The sequence below is a fragment of the Mucilaginibacter rigui genome (assembly GCF_014773275.1).
Lineage (GTDB): Bacteria > Bacteroidota > Bacteroidia > Sphingobacteriales > Sphingobacteriaceae > Mucilaginibacter > Mucilaginibacter rigui_A.
Genome location: NZ_JACWMW010000005.1, coordinates 120,570 through 137,821, shown reverse-complemented (window position 1 = coordinate 137,821; position 17,252 = coordinate 120,570). Strand labels below are relative to the sequence as shown.

Genomic DNA, 17,252 nt, shown 5'->3' with positions numbered 1-17,252 from the left:
GGATGTTAATGCGAACCGCTGTTATAAGATGTTTTATCAACTGATTGTTTCTCTTTTTTGAAACTACGTACGGCAAGTATCGCGCCAATCAGCATTAATGCCGATGCTACAAAGTATGGCGCACCGGGCAGGTGAATAACTGTTTTGGTACTTGTAAAATAATAAAATATATACGTCATAAACCATGGGCCGAATATAGAGCTAAGGCTCATTAAGCTGGTTAAGCCGCCTTGTAATTCGCCCTGTTCGTTTTTGGGTACTTCGTTGGTCATCACACCTTGCAGGGCAGGGCCGCAAATACCGCCTAAGGCATAAGGGATCATAAAGGCGAACATCATCCAGCTTTTGTTAGCCAGGCCAAAAAGCAGCATACCTATGGCGTATAAAACCAATCCGATCCAGATGCTGCGGTTTTGCCCAAGTTTAGGTATAACAATCCTGATCAAGCCCCCCTGCACGATGGCTATCATCAAACCAATAAAGCCTAACGAATAACCCACAATGTCTTCGGTCCATTTAAATTTCTCCATGGTGTAGAAAGTCCACACGCTTTGTACGGCGTGGCCGGCAAAGTAAACGATGAACAAACATGCAGCCAGGCCAATTACAGCCGGGTATTTTCTTAATTGGATCAGAGAACCCATTGGGTTGGCGCGTTTCCAGTCGAAATCGCGGCGGTGTTCTTTGTCTAACGATTCGGGCAATATGAAGAAACCATAGGCAGCGTTTAACAGTGCCAGTGCAGCAGCGGCATAAAACGGGTAATGCGTATCCATTTTACCCAGTATGCCGCCTATAACAGGCCCTATGATGAAACCCAGGCCAAATGCAACGCCTATCATCCCAAAGTTTTGCGCGCGTTTTTCGGGTTCGCTCACATCAGCTATATAGGCCGATGCCGTTGTAAAGCTTGCGCCTGTAATACCCGCTATTATGCGGCCAACAAACAGCCAGCCAATAGTAGGAGCAAATGCCAGGAAAAGATAATCGATACCAAAGCCTAAAAGCGAAAACAGCAATACCGGCCTGCGGCCATATTTATCGCTAAGGTTACCTACCAGCGGCGAAAACAGGAATTGCATAACGGCATAAGCTACCAGCAACAAGCCCGAATACTTGGATGCCTGGCTGATATTGCCATGTATAAGCGTTTCTATCAGTTTAGGGAAAACAGGGATAATGATGGCTAAACCTATAACATCGATAAGCAGCGTAATAAATATAAAGCTCAGGGCAGCCTTCTTTTTGGGTTGGGTAAGCGCGTCCATTGCCGTAAATAAACAACTAATATTTTAAATATCTTTATTTATTGCCATATAATATTTGGAAATAATGTAACTAAATTCTTACATTGACTAAAAAATTAGTTCACCATGAAAACACTTAACCTACTTATCACACTACCTTGTGCTTTGATGCTGCAAAGTGCTATTGGGCAAACAGCAGATCATCTTAAATTATCTGATGAAACACCCTCGGTGGGGCAGAAGATAAGCTTTACCTATAACCCCGCAGGAACACCGCTTGATGGGAAGCAGGATATTAAAGCAACTATTTACTTTTTAGATAATAAGCGTAATAGCGCTGTAGATGCTGACCTGAAAAAAGATGGAGCAAACCTTGCAGGAGAGTTTGTTGTACCAGCCGATACCAAAAGCTTATTTTTTAAAATAAACAGCGGCGAAGCTATAGATGATAATGTTGAAAAGGGATATGTATACCTGGTATATGGTACTAATGATAAACCGGTTGCAGGTGCTTATGCTATGAAAGCCTACACAATAGGGAGTGGTATGGGCGCTTACTTTAGCAAGTTAAAAACCGATGCACCGGCAGCTATTGATCTGTACAAAAAAGAATTTGAATTATACCCGCAAAGCGAGCTGGATTATGGTTTAAATTACGTAGGCCTGATAGCCGCATCGAAAGATGCCGCCAGCCAGCAATTGGTAAAAGATAAAATTGCTGCGTGGACAAAAAGTGGTAAAGAAAAAGAAATGATGATGGCGTCTAATATGTACGCCCGGCTTAGGAAACAAAGCTCGGCCGATTCATTGAACGCCATTATTGTTGCTAAATTCCCTAATGGCGAGGCCGCGCAAAATGCTGCGGGCATGGCCATTAACAAAGAAAAAGACGCGGCTAAAAAAGAAGAACTTTATCGTGCTTACCTGGCCAAATATCCCGAGAAGAATGAGAAAGCTACTATTCAGGATAATTTTAGGGTGCAAATAGCATCGGCATATCTTAATGCCGGTAACATTGCAAAGTATAATGAATGGGCTGCACAGTTGAAAAACAAATCGCAATTAGCAATAGCTTTAAATAGCGTTGCCTGGAATTGGGCCGAGAAAGGTGAGCGCCTTGATGAAGCCGCGGTACTGTCTAAACAATCGTTAGATATTTTAGACGAGCAGCTAAAATCGGGCGCCGACGGTATGTTTATGACCGCCAGGCAAATTAATGAGAATAACCGTGCTACTTACAGAAATAACGCTGATACCTACGCTTTTATCATGTATAAACTGGGTAAATTCCCAGAGGCGTTAAAATATCAAAGTGAAGTTTATAACGGTATGACTTATCAGGATGCAGAGATAAACGAGCACTACGCGATGATATTGAACGCAAGCGGCCAATATGCCAAAACAAAGGAAGTGGCCGAAAAATCCATCGTTGCGGGTAAAAGTTCGGAAGGATTAAAGGCCCAATTAGCTACTGCTTACGCTAAGGTAAAAGGGAGCGATGCCGGTTTTGCCGAATACATTGCCGGGCTGGATAAGCAAAAAACAGCGCTTGCGAGGGCTAACCTGGTGAAGGATATGATCAATACACCCGCACCGGCTTTCGCGCTGAAAGATTTTGACGGCAAAGAGGTATCACTGGCAAGCCTTAAAGGTAAAGTTGTTGTGGTAGATTTTTGGGCTACCTGGTGCGGCCCGTGTATAGCATCCTTTCCGGGTATGCAGTTGGCTGTGAACAAGTACAAGGACAACCCGAATGTGAAGTTCCTGTTTGTGGATACATTTGAAAGTGGTGATAATTATGTGCCGGGAGTTAAAAAGTTTATAGCTGATAAAAAGTACAATTTCCAGGTGTTGTTAGATGATAAAGCTGCTGATGGCAGGCAAGGAAAGGTTGCGGGTTTATTTAAGGTGGAATTTATACCAACAAAATTTATTATTGATAAGAACGGTAACACCAGGTTTAAATATACCGGTTACTCAGGCTCGGCAGAGGCAGTACTTGATGAGGTGGTAAACATGGTTGAAATGGCTGCCGACCCGGAAGCGGTTGCCAATGTGCCAAAAGCATCGGAGAGTAAATAATATTTATTTTACCTAAACTAAAAAGGCGGTTCAATAAAATTGAGCCGCCTTTTTTTATGTTGACAGAACCCGTTAAAAGTTGGGTTTCAATACATACTTGTCATAGAAACGGAAGATATGCTCTGCGGCTTCTTCGGCGGTATCAACTACGCGGTACAGGTTCAAATCGTCCGGGCTGATATTATGCTCATTAGCCAGCATTTTCTCTTCTACCCATTTAAACAGGCCGCCCCAGTAATCAACCCCAACAAAAACGATAGGGAAGCGGGCAATTTTACCGGTCTGGATCAGCGTTATGGCTTCAAATGATTCGTCCATGGTGCCAAAACCACCCGGCAGGATGATGAAGCCCTGCGAGTACTTCATGAACATTACCTTACGGATAAAAAAGTAATCAAACTCCAGGATCTTATCCCTGTCAATATACTTATTATGGAATTGCTCAAATGGCAGTTCGATATTTAAACCTACCGATTTACCACCGGCTTCGTAAGCGCCCTTATTAGCAGCTTCCATAATACCTGGGCCACCGCCCGATATTACACCGTAACCACGCTCGGTAAGCAGGCGGGCGGTATTCTCGGCCAGTTTATAGTACTTGTTATCGTTATGCGTACGTGCCGACCCGAAGATGGATACGCAGGGGCCAATTTTAGCCAGTTTCTCGAAGCCGTCAACAAATTCGGCCATTATTTTAAAGATCTGCCAGGAGTCTGTTACTTTTATTTCCTGCCAGTTTTTATTCTCAAATGCTTGTCTTATCTTTTCTTCACCAGTCATGTTATTACAAAAAATTAAATATGATGCTCAGTAGCTTTTATGTTATTGGTTATGTTTAAACCATGATTCAGGGACATCTTCCCGCTCATTTCCGTTTATGCTGTATTGTAGTTTAAGTGTGTAGCCTCCGCCTCCTTCAACAAAATCTAAAGCAAATGGTTGCAAACCTTTTTTTAGGGCAACCTGGCCGCTTTTTTCCATTGGTGAGTGCATTCCATCATTATTAACCGTTTCGCGGTTGGCCACGTTCAATATCCCGCTATCATCACAGGTTAGGTAAAATGTATAAACGCCATCCTTCGGTACGTCAATATATCCCCTGTATTTTATAGCGAACGAGGGTGCCTTGACCGATGCCGGTACCGAAATGGTTTGCGTAACGAAGGTGCTATCGGCAGCGCCCTGTGTTATACCCGAGGCTCCTTTAAAAAAGCCTTTATAATAATTTGCTGCTAACCCCGTGGCAACGCCTGTAGCTGTTACAGGTTGAGCCAGTGTTTGCTGCACGTATTTTACTGTATAAATATCGCCGCGTTTACCGCTTGGGGTAAATGCAGCCAGTTTTATAGTTTGCGGGTGGTTCACCACGTAATTACGTAACAGCGGCGAGTTTTGACCGGGCAAATCACCATTAGTTGTATACCTGATGGCAGATGTACTTAACGGCGAATTCACTTTCACAGTATCTGAGGTGATAAAAACCCGTGTGTCAAGTACTCCTTCAAGATCGGGTTGCCTGTAATTTATATTCAGTGCTTCCAGCCTGCTGTATTGCTGAACAAGGCGTTGGGTATAGCTTTTATAATAGTCTTGTTTATTCGTCCATAGTAATTCGGCCAGGGCGGTCATGCGTGGCATATACATATAATCGGCCCGTTTTTCGGATGGGATGTATTCAGTCCATATATTAGCCTGTGCCCCAATAATGAGCTTAGCCTGCTCTGCAGTTAGGTTTTGAGGCACCGGGTTAAAATGGTATACATTTGAAATGGAATTTTTATCGGCCGGGTTGTCAAAGTACAATGGTGTGCCGGGTGTCATGATAACCTGGTTGCCGTGCTGTGCCGCTTTAACGGGCGCGTCAGGCACCCAACTGCGCCAATACATGATCATCGCTGTCGAACTTATTTTGCCCTCTAGCACTTCGTCCCAACCGATGAGTTTGCGGCCCTTTGAGTTGAAAAACTGCTCCATTCGGTCTATAAAGTAATTTTGCAGATCGGGTAAGCTGGTTATACCTTCGCGCTTCATCAGTTCCTTGCAGGCTTCAGATTTGCCCCAGTCACGGCGGTCAACCTCATCACCACCAATATGGATATATTTTGAAGGGAAGATGTCCATGATCTCGGTATATACATTTTTGGCAAACTCAAAGGTGGTTTCGCTACATGGGCATATCGGCGTTGAAAATAGCTCGCCCCATTTATTCTGGCTGTCGCAGGTTAAAAAAGGGTAGGCGTTAATAGCAGCCATCATATGGCCGGGCATATCTATTTCTGGGATAATATCAATATGACGATTGGCCGCATAGGCAACAAGGTCTTTTAATTGTTGCTGTGTATAAAACCCGCCGTAAAGCGTTTTTCCGTTTTTATGGATGATGTGTTTTTGATCCATATTAAAATCGGGGTTATCTGCAGCCCTTTTCATACAGGCCGAATCCTGGTTGTTGAATGTACGCCAGGCGCCTTGTTCAGTTAGTTTCGGGTACTTTTTTATTTCAACACGCCAGCCCTGGTCGTCGGTAAGGTGCAGGTGAAACTTGTTCATTTTGTAAAGGGCCATTACATCAATAAACTTTTTAAGATAACTTATCGAAAAAAAGTGTCTTGATACGTCCAGGTGCATGCCCCGCCACGCATAGGCAGGCTGGTCATCAATATTTACCGATGGCAGGCTTACCTGTGTGTTTTTTTGCCCTGTTTCAACAGAAACCGGCAATAATTGCCTGATGGTTTCTACCGCGTGGAACGCGCCGGCAGGCGTACCTGCAGTAATAATAATGTGTTTGGTTGTAATATTAAGTCGGTATGCTTCCGGGTTTTTTATAGAACCATCATAAACAAACTTTACTGTATTTGTTGGGTTTGATTTGCCCTGTATGAGCGTATGCCCTGTTCCTGCTTTTACGAGTTTATTAAGCTGTGCGGCTCCATTTACAAACCTGGAGGGGGCAATAAGGGTGGTTTGTGCATTGATCACAAAGTAACCCTCGCCCGGTGTAAGGGTTGACGGATAGGGGATGATGTTTAAATTTTTATAATACTCTTGCGCGTTAGTATTTGTGCAGTAACATAAAAAAAGAACGGATAACAACAGTTTACAAGTGACTATTTTAGTCATGACAAAGAAGGATTAGCTTTTACAGTTTTAATTTTAGGTGATGAACAGATCCACAGGCCGGCAAAGGTAATTAATCCGTTAACAATGATAAGCTCGTTATCAAAAACGTATCCGCCTAAAAGTACTTTGGATTCGGTACTCAGGAAATAGCACACCGCGGGCGATATTAAACAGATAAAAGGCACCAGTTTATCCCTTACCTGCCTATGGCTCACAAACAGGCCAAAACTGTAAAGACCCAGTAACGGCCCGTAAGTATATGACGCGACCTTGAATATAGCGGTTACCACAGCATCGTTATTCAGGGCGTTAAATAAAATAATAGTCAGAAACATTAATCCCGAAAAGGCTATATGTACATAATGCCTTACGTTTATCATTTTTTTGCTGTTCACGTCGCCGCGTTTGTTGAAGTTCAGAAAATCAACACAAAACGAGGTGGTAAGCGCCGTTAGTGCCGAATCGGTAGTGGCAAATGTGGCGGCTGTTAAACCCAGCATAAACACCATGGCCGGTACAATACCCAGATATTGCAGGGCGATGGTAGGGTACAGGTAATCGGTTTTGGCTACTGATATACCATTTTTGGCCGCATACATATAAAGCAGTGCGCCTACGCTTAAAAAGAAAATATTGATCACCACAAATACAGCGGTAAAGCTGAACATATTCTTCTGTGCTTCCTTGATGTTTTTAAGGCTCAGGTTTTTCTGCATCAGGTCCTGGTCAAGTCCCGTCATACCCACGGTAATGAACAAGCCGCCCAAAAATTGCTTGCTCAGGTGAAAATGGCTGCCCAGGAAATCGTTAAAGAAAAAGATCCTGGAGTAGCTGCTGTTCTTGATGGCTTCGGCAGCTTCAAATATATTGTAATTAAGGCTTCTACAAATGAAATAGATTGACAGAAATACCGATGATACCAGGAACAGCGTCTGCAAGCTATCGGTAATAATAATGGTTTTAAGACCGCCTTTAAACGTGTACGACCAGATCAACACCAAACAGATGAGCACCGTAACTGCGAAGGGTACTCCGTAGCTGTCGAAAATGAACTTCTGCAATACGATAACCACCAAATAAAGCCTGAACGATGAGCCTATAGTACGGCTTAACAGGAAGATGCCTGCGGCTGTTTTATAGCTCCATGTACCCAACGACTGCTCAATATAGCTATATATAGAGGTAAGCTTTAAGCGATAATATAAAGGCAGCAAAACGGTAGCTATAATAATAAAACCCGCCGCGTTGCCCAATACGAACTGGAAGTATGCGAACTGATCGCCGCTTGGCTCGCCAACTTTGCCGGGTACCGATATAAAGGTTACCCCGCTTAGCGCTGTACCTATCATCCCGAAGGCTACCAAATACCATTTGGAGTTGCGGTTAGCCACAAAAAAGGTATCGTTATCTGACGATTTTTTGGAGGTGAGGTACGATATCACCATCAATACCAAAAAGTAACCAATGATGAAGGATAGTAATATTGCCGGCGACATAATTTAGTTTTTACAGAATGTTAAACGAATTGCCCTAAAGTAGAAGTTAGGATCAGCAAAAACAAAATTATTTAGTTGCATGGCGGTTATTAACCACAGAGAACACAAAGAAGAACCACAAAGTACACAGAGGTTGAATAGTTTGTAAAGCTTTGTGCTCTCTGTGAAAAAACTCTGTGCCCTCTGTGGTAAAAAAACTATAAATACTATTTATTAAACAATACTTTTGCACTGAAATGGCTAATACAACTTCTGCAATGAACCGTCTGAACCAACTTTTTGCAACTAAGAATAATAACCTGCTTTCTATATATTTTACTGCCGGTTACCCGGAACTGAACACTACCGTTGACATTGCTGAAGCGCTGGAAAAAGCCGGGGCAGATTTTCTGGAGATAGGTTTCCCGTATTCAGACCCGGTTGCCGATGGGCCAACCATTCAGCATAGTTCGCAAACAGCGCTGGATAACGGCATGAACCTCAACATACTGTTTGAGCAATTGAAAGATCTGCGCAGCCGTGTAAATATCCCGGTACTGTTAATGGGCTACGTAAACCCTATTGTGCAATACGGTATTGAACGTTTCTGCAAAGCGGCAGCGGCGGCAGGGGTAGACGGCATCATAGTGCCCGACCTGCCTATGTACGAGTACGAAATGCTGTACAGTAACCATTTTACAGATAACGGGCTGAGTAATATATTTTTAGTTACACCGCAAACATCTGAGGAACGTATCCGCAAGATAGATGAATTGAGCAATAGCTTTATTTACCTGCTGTCATCATCATCCATAACCGGTGGTAACCTGCAACTTACGGATAGTATTGAAGGTTATTACAGCCGCATTAAAGCCATGGAGCTGAAAAACCCAACCATTATTGGTTTCGGGATCTCTGATCACAGATCGTTCAGTAAAGCTTGTGAATACGCTAACGGCGCCATTGTGGGCAGCGCATTTGTAAAATTGCTTGCTGAGGATGATTATATGAATAAGATCCCGGCGTTTATTGACGGGATTAAATCTTAAATTGTTTTTCGTAGAGACGCGAAACCTCGCGTCTAATTGAACATTCATTACCGTGTTAAAGAAGACGCAAAGTATTGCGTCTCTACATCAGATTCTTTTTTTGATGCGGAGCAGGATAACATAACCTGTTATTGCGGCCAATACAGATGTTACCAGTATGGTGAATTTTGCCTGGCTTTGTAATCCGGCATCGGCAAAAGAAAGCAGCGCCATAAAGATGGACATGGTGAAACCAATACCCGCCAGCTGACCGATCCCCCAAACCTGTGCCCATTTTACGCCATTGGCCAGTCTGGATAATTTTAGCTTTACCGCCAGCCAGCTAAATAGCGTAATGCCGATAGGTTTACCTAATAACAGGCCAAATAATATCCCCGCCGATAGCGGAGTGATAATACTGCCACCCGCCAAACTCTCATGGATATTGATATTTGAATTTGCCAGCGCGAATATGGGGATAATGATGAAATTCACCGGGTTCTCCAGCAGGTGGATCAATTTCTTTAACGGTGAGTAATTTAGTTTAACATTATGCGGAATAGCCATAGCCGTTAGCACCCCTGCCACCGTTGCATGTATGCCGCTGTGATGGATGAAATACCACATAAACACACCGGGGATAAGATATGCAAGCAGATAACGCACATTAAAGCGGTTAAACAGCATCTGCAAAACAAACATGGCTAATGCCAGCAGCAGGTAAATTGTATGCAAGCCCGCCGAATAGAATATGGCAATAACTAATATCGCGCCCAAATCGTCCACAATAGCCAATGCCTTTATAAATATCTGTAAGGATTGTGGTACGCGTTTTTTAATAATGCTGATGATAGCCACCACAAAAGCAATATCTGTAGCCATAGGGATGCCCCAGCCGCTACTGGTTGCGGTATGTAGATTGATGATGGCATAAATGCCGGCCGGAACCAGCATGCCGCCAAGGGCTGCAAATACAGGAAGTGTGGCCGAGTGCTTATCTGAAAGTTCGCCGTTTAAAACTTCGTCTTTAATCTCCAGCCCAACCAGCAGAAAAAATATAGCCATTAAACCATCGTTTATCCATGTCAATGATGTATAAGAGCCGATAGGGGTATCAAGGGTATGGTTGAATGATGTATGTAACCCGGTATTGCCAATTATTAGTGAAACAATAACGCAGACGATAAGGATACCGCCACCGGTAGCGTATGAGCGTATAAATTCGGCGAATTGTTTAAGGTTACTGATCAATATGCTGTTTTAAAAAATTAAGCGTGGCAAATATAGGATTATAAATAATCTTCCAATTCGCCTTTGCCTTCACGGATCACTTCAAACTCGCCGGATGTGCAGTCAACCACGGTTGATGGGATGTTTTCGCCATAGCCGCCATCAATCACAATATCTACCAGGTCCTGGTATTTCTCGTAGATCAGTTCGGGGTCGGTAGAGTATTCGATAATATCATCCTCATCGTGTATGGAGGTAGACAGGATAGGGTTGCCCAAAACTTTTACAATTTCACGCGCGATGTTATTATCAGGTACACGGATACCTACTGTTTTTTTGTTGGAGCTTAATAGCTTTGGTACAGCGTGGCTGGCATTAAAGATAAAGGTGAACGGCCCGGGTAAGGCCTTCTTTAGCACACGAAAGGTAGTGTTATCGATCGGCTTTATATAGTCTGATATATGGCTAAGATCATAACAGATGAACGAAAAATTCGCCTTTTCGGGTTTAATATTCCTGATCTTACAGATCCGCTCAATGGCCTTTTGATTAGTTATATCACAGCCTAAGCCATAAACCGTATCGGTAGGGTAAATGATGATACCGCCTTTGCGCAATATATCTGCCACTTGTTCAATGGCTTTTTCGTTTGGGTTTTCAGGGTAGATCTTTATCAGCATAATGTAACAGGCAAATTAGTAATTCGAGTATTCAAACTCCCGGGCATTATTTAAATAGAAGTAATTACTAATTAAACCATCTATATCGTTTACTGTTTTTAGCAATTTTTTTAGCAGGGGTGGTTTTCTTTTTTCGCTTATATCAAAATTGGTACTCAAATCATCGTTTATTAATTGTTTTAACGAACTTATATAAAATGATTTTTGCTTTGCGATGTTGTATTCTTTATTATAATAATCGTTGTTTATACCAGTATAAATTGAATATTCCGCATAACCTAATATTCGCCTTTGCTGATGCCCAAAAAAGGTACCGCCATTGGCCAAATTTTGCATTATAGAATTAATACCATCGTAAATTTTAATTAAGGTATCTCGTTGCCCCTGGTATTTCTCGCGCCCGTTCTTTAAACTTAAAAAGTAAGCGTAAAACAAGAAATAATCGTCCTGCCCAACTTCGCTATTAAAATCTATTTTTTTATCCCCATCCTGTTGTTTTTCAGTACCATTTAAACCACGCATGGCGTATAAAGTGTACGGATTATAATTGTAGCTGGTATCACTCAATTCGGGATAAAATTTCAATATTCGTGCAATTTCTGCTTTTGTAACAAGCACGGTATCAGTCGGGAGGGTCGAAATGTTCACTTTCGAAGAATCACCGGTTAGTGTATCTGCGATTTTTGATTTAGTTGCAGATAAAACCTCTTTAGATTTCGGCGTAGTATGGCATGCTGTGATCAAAAAAACAAGCAGTATTAAGGCAGGCGTTTTCATGGATAATTCTTTTCCAATATAAGGATATTTACGCTTAATCGGCCATGAAAAAGCTACCTGATTTATAAGGTAGCTTTTTTTAAGTATGTGTTTTAGTAACTAATCGCTGATAATCAATTACGCTTGTTTAGCAAACTGTATGTTCATGCTCAGTTTAATGTCTTCGCCTACCACGATAGAACCTGCTTCGGTTACACCATCCCAGGTTAAGCCAAACTCTTTACGATTAATTTTACCGGTAACTTCAAAACCTGCTTTGGTGTTGCCATAAAAATCGCCGGCATTACCACCGTACTCAACTGCAAGGGTAACCGGTTTGGTTACATCTTTAATAGTAAGGTTACCTACTAATTTATAATCGTCACCATCAGCTGTGAACGAGGTTGATTTGAAAGTGATCTTCGGGTAAGTTGCCGCGTCAAAAAACTCAGCAGACTTTAAGTGCTCGTCTCTTTGTGGTTGTGTGGTATCAATGCTGTTCACATCAAGTGAAAAGTCGATCTCTGCACCGGTAAAATCTTCGTTCTCTGTAGTCAATTCGCCTTCAAATGTTTTGAAGAAACCGCTTACTGTTGATATTACAAGGTGTTTTACCTTAAATTGTACTTCTGAGTGCATTGGGTCTAAAACCCATTTAGTTGTTGCCATGATATTTTTTATTTAGTTGTGTTTCTGATTAATTATAGAACAAAGATAATAATAGATGTTTAAACATCTATTATGTTTTCAAAGTATTACAATTTACAGACATTTGCCAAAATAACGTTATTAATAGATATAATGTTTGTTTAAACTTATATTATTAATGCACAATTGTTAATGATAAGTAAAAGGGTAGTTTAATAGATAATGATACCGAAGTAATCCTCATCTTTACAGGATGCTCAATATCGGCAACGTAGTAAGTTTGTTGCTCGGATAAGCGCATACATTTATTCAAATTACATTTTATGAGGAAGCTATTTATCATATCGGCTATAATAATACTTGTACTGGTTACTATCTGGAGTGTAATATGGCCACCGGCGGTATGGTCGTTTGTGCTTTTAGGGCCGGTATTTATTATAGGTGTTTATGACTTGATACAAAAAAAGCATAGTATAGTAAGGAATTTCCCTGTGTTTGGACACCTTCGGTTTTTGATGGAGGAGCTTCGCCCTAAAATATACCAGTACTTTATAGAGAGCGACACCAATGGCACACCTTTCAACAGGCAAAACCGAAGCGTTATTTATCAGCGGGCAAAAAAGGTTGATGATACACGCCCGTTTGGTACCGAGCTGGATGTTTACGAAAACGGCTACGAGTGGCTTAACCACAGTATAGCCGCTTTAGACCATAAAGCACTTGATCTTTCCCCACGTGTAAAAGTTGGCGGGCCCGATTGTACACAACCTTACAGTGCAAGCGTGTACAATATATCGGCCATGAGCTTTGGTTCACTTAGCGAAAATGCTATCCTGGCTTTAAACGGCGGGGCTAAAATTGGAGGCTTTGCTCACAACACCGGCGAAGGCGGGTTGAGCGATCATCACTTACAACACAATGGCGATATTATATGGCAAATTGGCACTGGTTATTTTAGCTGCCGTAATACCGACGGTACTTTTAATGAACATGCTTTTGCTGAACGTGCGGTATTACCGCAGGTAAAAATGATCGAGATAAAACTGTCGCAGGGGGCAAAGCCCGGGCACGGCGGTATACTGCCTGCAGCCAAGGTTACTCCCGAGATTGCCCGTATACGGTTGGTGCAAATGGGGGAGGATGTGGTATCGCCACCATATCATACCGCTTTTAACAACCCAGTGGGGTTAATGAACTTTATAAAAAAACTACGCGGGCTTTCGGGTGGTAAACCTATCGGCTTTAAACTATGCGTTGGCCATAAAAGCGAGTTCCTGGCTATTTGCAAGGCCATGATCAAAACAAACATATACCCCGATTTTATTACTGTTGATGGGGGAGAGGGCGGTACCGGCGCAGCACCGCTTGAATTTTCAAACTCTGTTGGTATGCCACTGCGCGAGGCCCTGGCCTTTATATATGATGCGCTAACCGGTTTTGATATTAAAAAACACATTAAACTGATCGCATCGGGCAAGGTGGCTACAGGTTTTGACCTGGTAAAGAACTTTGCCCTGGGTGCCGATATGTGCAACAGCGCCCGCGGGATGATGTTTGCGCTTGGCTGCATACAGGCTTTAGAGTGTAATATGAATACCTGCCCAACAGGTGTTGCCACACAGGATAAAGGCCTGATGCGTGGCCTGGATGTAGAAGATAAAAAAGTGCGTGTGGCAAATTTTCACAAACAAACGGTGAGTAGCGCTATACAAATGATAGGGGCGGCAGGCATGAAAAAACCATGCGACTTGCACCGTATGTTTATATACAGGCGGGTAAACGCCAGCCAGATTCAAACCTATGCAGAACTGTTCCCTTATATACCCAAAGGCAGTTTGTTAAATACGCCTTACCCGCAAAGCTTTGAAATGGATATGACCCTGAGCAGTGCCGAAACCTTTGTGCCCGACTATAGCAAGGTATCGCAGGTGGAACTTACCGCATCAAGTGCTTACGTACAAAACTAACAGCAACAAAAAAGGGAGCCTTTTGGGCTCCCTCATATTTTCAGGTTAAATAATCTCTAATTAACCGATCTCTAATCTCAAATTAAAGCGCTAACACTTCTTTAACCCTGTCTGCAGCTTCTTTTAAAAGGATAGCCGAGAATACTTTTAAGCCAGAGTTATCTATCAGTTCTTTTGCTTCGGCAGCATTGGTACCTTGTAAACGCACAATAATTGGTACAGGGATATTGCCAATTTCATGGTAAGCATCAATAACACCCTGTGCAACGCGGTCGCAACGTACTATACCGCCAAATATGTTGATCAGGATAGCCTTAACGTTAGGGTCTGACAGGATGATGTTAAAACCAGCCTTAACCGTTTGCGCGTTAGCAGTACCTCCAACATCAAGGAAGTTAGCAGGCTCGCCACCGGCAATTTTAATAATGTCCATAGTAGCCATAGCTAAACCGGCACCGTTAACCATACAACCAACGTTACCGTCAAGCTTTACATAGTTAAGGTTGCTTTTGCTTGCTTCAACTTCGGTAGGGTCCTCCTCGTCGGTATCGCGCATTGCAGCATAATCAGGGTGGCGGTATAAAGCATTATCATCAATGTTCACTTTAGCATCAACCGCTAAAATTTTATTATCAGATGTTTTTAACACCGGGTTAATCTCAAACTGTGATGAATCGGTAGCATCATAAGCTTTATATAAAGCAGTGATGAATTTCACCATATCCTTAAAGGCATCGCCCGACAGACCCAGGTTAAACGCAATTTTACGCGCCTGGAAAGCTTGTAAGCCAACTTTAGGGTCAATCTCTTCTTTGTGTATCAGCTCTGGTGTAGAGTGTGCAACTTCTTCAATATCCATACCACCTTCGGTACTGTACATGATGATATTGCGGCCTTTAGCACGGTCAAGCAATACGCTTATGTAAAACTCTTTGGTTTCGCTTTCGCCGGGGTAATATACATCCTGCGCAACCAAAACTTTTTTAACCAGTTTACCTTCGGGGCCGGTTTGCGGGGTTACGAGTTGCATACCAATTATCTTACCAGCAATCTCTTTAACCTGCTCGGCATTTTTGGCCAGTTTTACACCACCGCCTTTACCGCGGCCGCCTGCGTGTATCTGTGCTTTTATAACTGTCCAGTCCGACCCAAAGTCTTCCTTCATTTTCTGAGCGGCAGCAACAGCCTCTTCAGGTGTATCTGCAACTATGCCTTCCTGTACTCTTACGCCAAAGCTTTTTAGTATCGCTTTGCCCTGATATTCGTGAATGTTCATGTTATTTGAAGAATTTGCGGTAAAGCTACTATTTTCGTTTTAAAGATTACAGGGTACACGTTAGAGATTTGTAATATTTGTATAACCGAGGGTTTCGCTCTGCCACTTTTGGTAACTAATCACTAATTAACTAATCTCTATTCACTAACTTCGCCCATGCTTAAAGCAAAATCAATAAATAAATCATACGGTAAGCTCCATATCTTAAAAGGGGTCGATCTGGAAGTAAAGCGAGGCGAAATTGTAACCATTGTGGGCGCATCCGGTGCCGGTAAAAGTTCTTTGTTAAATATACTGGGTACATTAGATAGCCCTGATTCGGGACAGTTGTTTATTGACAATGTGGAGGTTAGTAAACTTAATAATAAAAATTTAAGCGCGTTCCGCAATCAAAAAATAGGCTTTATATTCCAGTTCCATCATTTACTGGTAGAGTTTAATGCTATCGAAAATGTTTGTATACCGGCGTTTATAGCAGGTGTACCTCGTGCCGAAGCCGAGAAAAAAGCAAAAGAATTGTTAGAAATGCTTGGCCTTGGGGATAGGACAACCCACAAACCCGCAGAGCTATCTGGCGGCGAGCAGCAGCGTGTTGCGGTGGCCCGGGCATTAATAAACGACCCCGCTTTGATATTTGCCGATGAACCATCAGGTAACCTCGACTCTAAAAACGCGCTGGAACTGCATGAGCTGTTCATTAAGCTTCGTAACGATTTTAACCAAACCTTTGTAATTGTTACGCATAACCAGGAACTATCTGACATGAGCGACCGGACTATACTAATGAAAGATGGATTAATTGTAAATAATTTATAGGTGAAGGTTCTTATTACATCAGCTACGTCGGCACAGGCCCATAAGCTAAAAAATAGTTTGATAAATGATGAGGTTGTTTTAGGCGATTTTACCGAAATGCCCGCATTTATGGGGATCCTGAAACTGCCTAACCCTGCAACAGACACTTACGCGCATGAAATGCTTACCCTGGCATTAGATAATAACATTGATGCTATTTATCTGCTCAACGCGCAGGAGGCTGCTGTGCTTTTACTATCAGAACAATTATTTAAAGAATATAATATTACCCTTATAAATGGCCACGATAACTTATAGTGATATAGACCCGCGCAAAAAAGCATTCATTTTTGAGCTGGACGATGTACTTTACCCGGCTAAAGATTATTACTACCAGATCTACTATCTTTTTGCGAACTTGTTGGAGTATACCGAATTAAATAGTGCCTCGCAGACAACCGATCTGATGATAGATACGTATACAAACAAAGGAGAGGGTGAAGTATTTGATACCATAGTTGCAGAGCTGGGTGTTGATGAAAAATACCGCAAAAATTTGGAGATAATGCTGTTAACAGCGCGTTTGCCGTTGAAATTGCTTCTGTATAAAAATATGCTTACATTTATGCAGGAAGTAGTTTTAGACCGTAAAAAACTATTTATAGTAACAAACGGCAACCCGCAAATGCAGCTAAATAAAATGCGGCAAACAGAATGGCACGGTTTAGAAACGTATTTAACCTGTTATTTTACGGAAGAAACATCACCCAAACCCGAACCTGATGCTTTGCATTTGCTGATGAAAGAGCATAACCTTGAAAGGCGAGACCTTGTAATGATAGGTAACTCTGACACAGATAGTTTATGTGCTGAAAGTTGCGGAATAGATTATTTAGCAGTAACTGAAATAATATAACTTAAACAATATAATATATAAATAATACT

General features: G+C 42.2%; 14 protein-coding genes and 1 pseudogene. 6 read left to right on the top strand and 9 right to left on the bottom strand.

Going from position 1 to position 17,252, the window contains the following annotated elements; genetic code table 11:
• Positions 1–5: 5 nt before the first annotated feature.
• Complete coding sequence (locus IDJ75_RS19070; RefSeq protein WP_191177250.1) at positions 6–1,268, bottom strand: TCR/Tet family MFS transporter; 1,263 nt, start codon at positions 1,266–1,268, stop codon at positions 6–8.
• Positions 1,269–1,373: 105 nt separating this feature from the next.
• On the opposite strand from IDJ75_RS19070, the gene IDJ75_RS19065 reads away from it, so the two are divergent.
• The gene (locus IDJ75_RS19065; protein WP_191177249.1) at positions 1,374–3,329 is read left to right on the top strand and encodes a TlpA disulfide reductase family protein; all 1,956 of its coding nucleotides are present in this window, start codon (positions 1,374–1,376) and stop codon (positions 3,327–3,329) included.
• A gap of 72 nt (positions 3,330–3,401) precedes the next feature.
• Here the strand turns inward: IDJ75_RS19065 and IDJ75_RS19060 are convergent, their stop codons facing one another.
• Genes IDJ75_RS19060 through IDJ75_RS19050 form a run of 3 tightly spaced genes read right to left on the bottom strand, consistent with a single transcriptional unit; the run spans position 3,402 to position 7,948 of the window.
• On the bottom strand, positions 3,402–4,109 hold the full coding sequence (locus tag IDJ75_RS19060; protein WP_191177248.1) for an LOG family protein: 708 nt from the start codon (positions 4,107–4,109) through the stop codon (positions 3,402–3,404).
• A 42-nt stretch (positions 4,110–4,151) separates the two neighbouring features.
• Positions 4,152–6,452 (bottom strand): family 20 glycosylhydrolase, encoded by a 2,301-nt coding sequence (locus IDJ75_RS19055; protein ID WP_224746678.1) that lies wholly within the window; start codon positions 6,450–6,452, stop codon positions 4,152–4,154.
• Positions 6,449–7,948: a sodium:solute symporter gene (locus IDJ75_RS19050; RefSeq protein ID WP_191177247.1), complete on the bottom strand. Its 1,500-nt coding sequence runs from the start codon at positions 7,946–7,948 to the stop codon at positions 6,449–6,451. Before IDJ75_RS19050 ends, IDJ75_RS19055 begins: the two co-directional genes overlap by 4 nt.
• A 257-nt stretch (positions 7,949–8,205) precedes the next feature.
• On the opposite strand from IDJ75_RS19050, the gene trpA reads away from it, so the two are divergent.
• On the top strand, positions 8,206–8,976 hold the full coding sequence (gene trpA / locus IDJ75_RS19045) for a tryptophan synthase subunit alpha (protein ID WP_191177302.1): 771 nt from the start codon (positions 8,206–8,208) through the stop codon (positions 8,974–8,976).
• Positions 8,977–9,063: 87 nt separating this feature from the next.
• Here the strand turns inward: trpA and nhaA are convergent, their stop codons facing one another.
• From nhaA to IDJ75_RS19025, 4 genes are all read right to left on the bottom strand, one after another.
• The gene (nhaA, locus tag IDJ75_RS19040; RefSeq protein WP_224746677.1) at positions 9,064–10,206 is read right to left on the bottom strand and encodes a Na+/H+ antiporter NhaA; all 1,143 of its coding nucleotides are present in this window, start codon (positions 10,204–10,206) and stop codon (positions 9,064–9,066) included.
• Between the two features lie 38 nt (positions 10,207–10,244).
• On the bottom strand, positions 10,245–10,865 hold the full coding sequence (locus IDJ75_RS19035) for an L-threonylcarbamoyladenylate synthase (RefSeq protein WP_191177246.1): 621 nt from the start codon (positions 10,863–10,865) through the stop codon (positions 10,245–10,247).
• A gap of 15 nt (positions 10,866–10,880) precedes the next feature.
• Entirely contained in the window at positions 10,881–11,642 is a 762-nt protein-coding gene (locus tag IDJ75_RS19030) for a hypothetical protein (protein ID WP_191177245.1), read from the bottom strand.
• 117 nt (positions 11,643–11,759) lie between these two features.
• Complete coding sequence (locus tag IDJ75_RS19025; protein WP_191177244.1) at positions 11,760–12,290, bottom strand: YceI family protein; 531 nt, start codon at positions 12,288–12,290, stop codon at positions 11,760–11,762.
• Positions 12,291–12,592: 302 nt separating this feature from the next.
• Between IDJ75_RS19025 and IDJ75_RS19020 the strand changes: the two genes are divergently transcribed.
• The gene (locus IDJ75_RS19020) at positions 12,593–14,236 is read left to right on the top strand and encodes an FMN-binding glutamate synthase family protein (protein WP_191177243.1); all 1,644 of its coding nucleotides are present in this window, start codon (positions 12,593–12,595) and stop codon (positions 14,234–14,236) included.
• An 82-nt stretch (positions 14,237–14,318) separates the two neighbouring features.
• Here the strand turns inward: IDJ75_RS19020 and sucC are convergent.
• Positions 14,319–15,515 (bottom strand): annotated as a pseudogene (sucC, locus tag IDJ75_RS19015) (ADP-forming succinate--CoA ligase subunit beta); the annotation flags it as partial.
• A gap of 153 nt (positions 15,516–15,668) precedes the next feature.
• On the opposite strand from sucC, the gene IDJ75_RS19010 reads away from it, so the two are divergent.
• Genes IDJ75_RS19010 through IDJ75_RS19000 form a run of 3 tightly spaced genes read left to right on the top strand, consistent with a single transcriptional unit; the run spans position 15,669 to position 17,223 of the window.
• A complete protein-coding gene (locus IDJ75_RS19010; protein ID WP_191177241.1) occupies positions 15,669–16,328 on the top strand; it encodes an ABC transporter ATP-binding protein in 660 nt (219 codons plus the stop codon).
• A complete protein-coding gene (locus tag IDJ75_RS19005; RefSeq protein WP_191177240.1) occupies positions 16,329–16,625 on the top strand; it encodes a hypothetical protein in 297 nt (98 codons plus the stop codon).
• Positions 16,606–17,223, top strand: a complete 618-nt coding sequence (locus IDJ75_RS19000; protein ID WP_191177239.1) for an HAD family hydrolase — start codon at positions 16,606–16,608, stop codon at positions 17,221–17,223. The genes IDJ75_RS19005 and IDJ75_RS19000 overlap by 20 nt, the downstream gene beginning before the upstream one ends.
• The last annotated feature ends 29 nt before the right edge of the window (positions 17,224–17,252 follow it).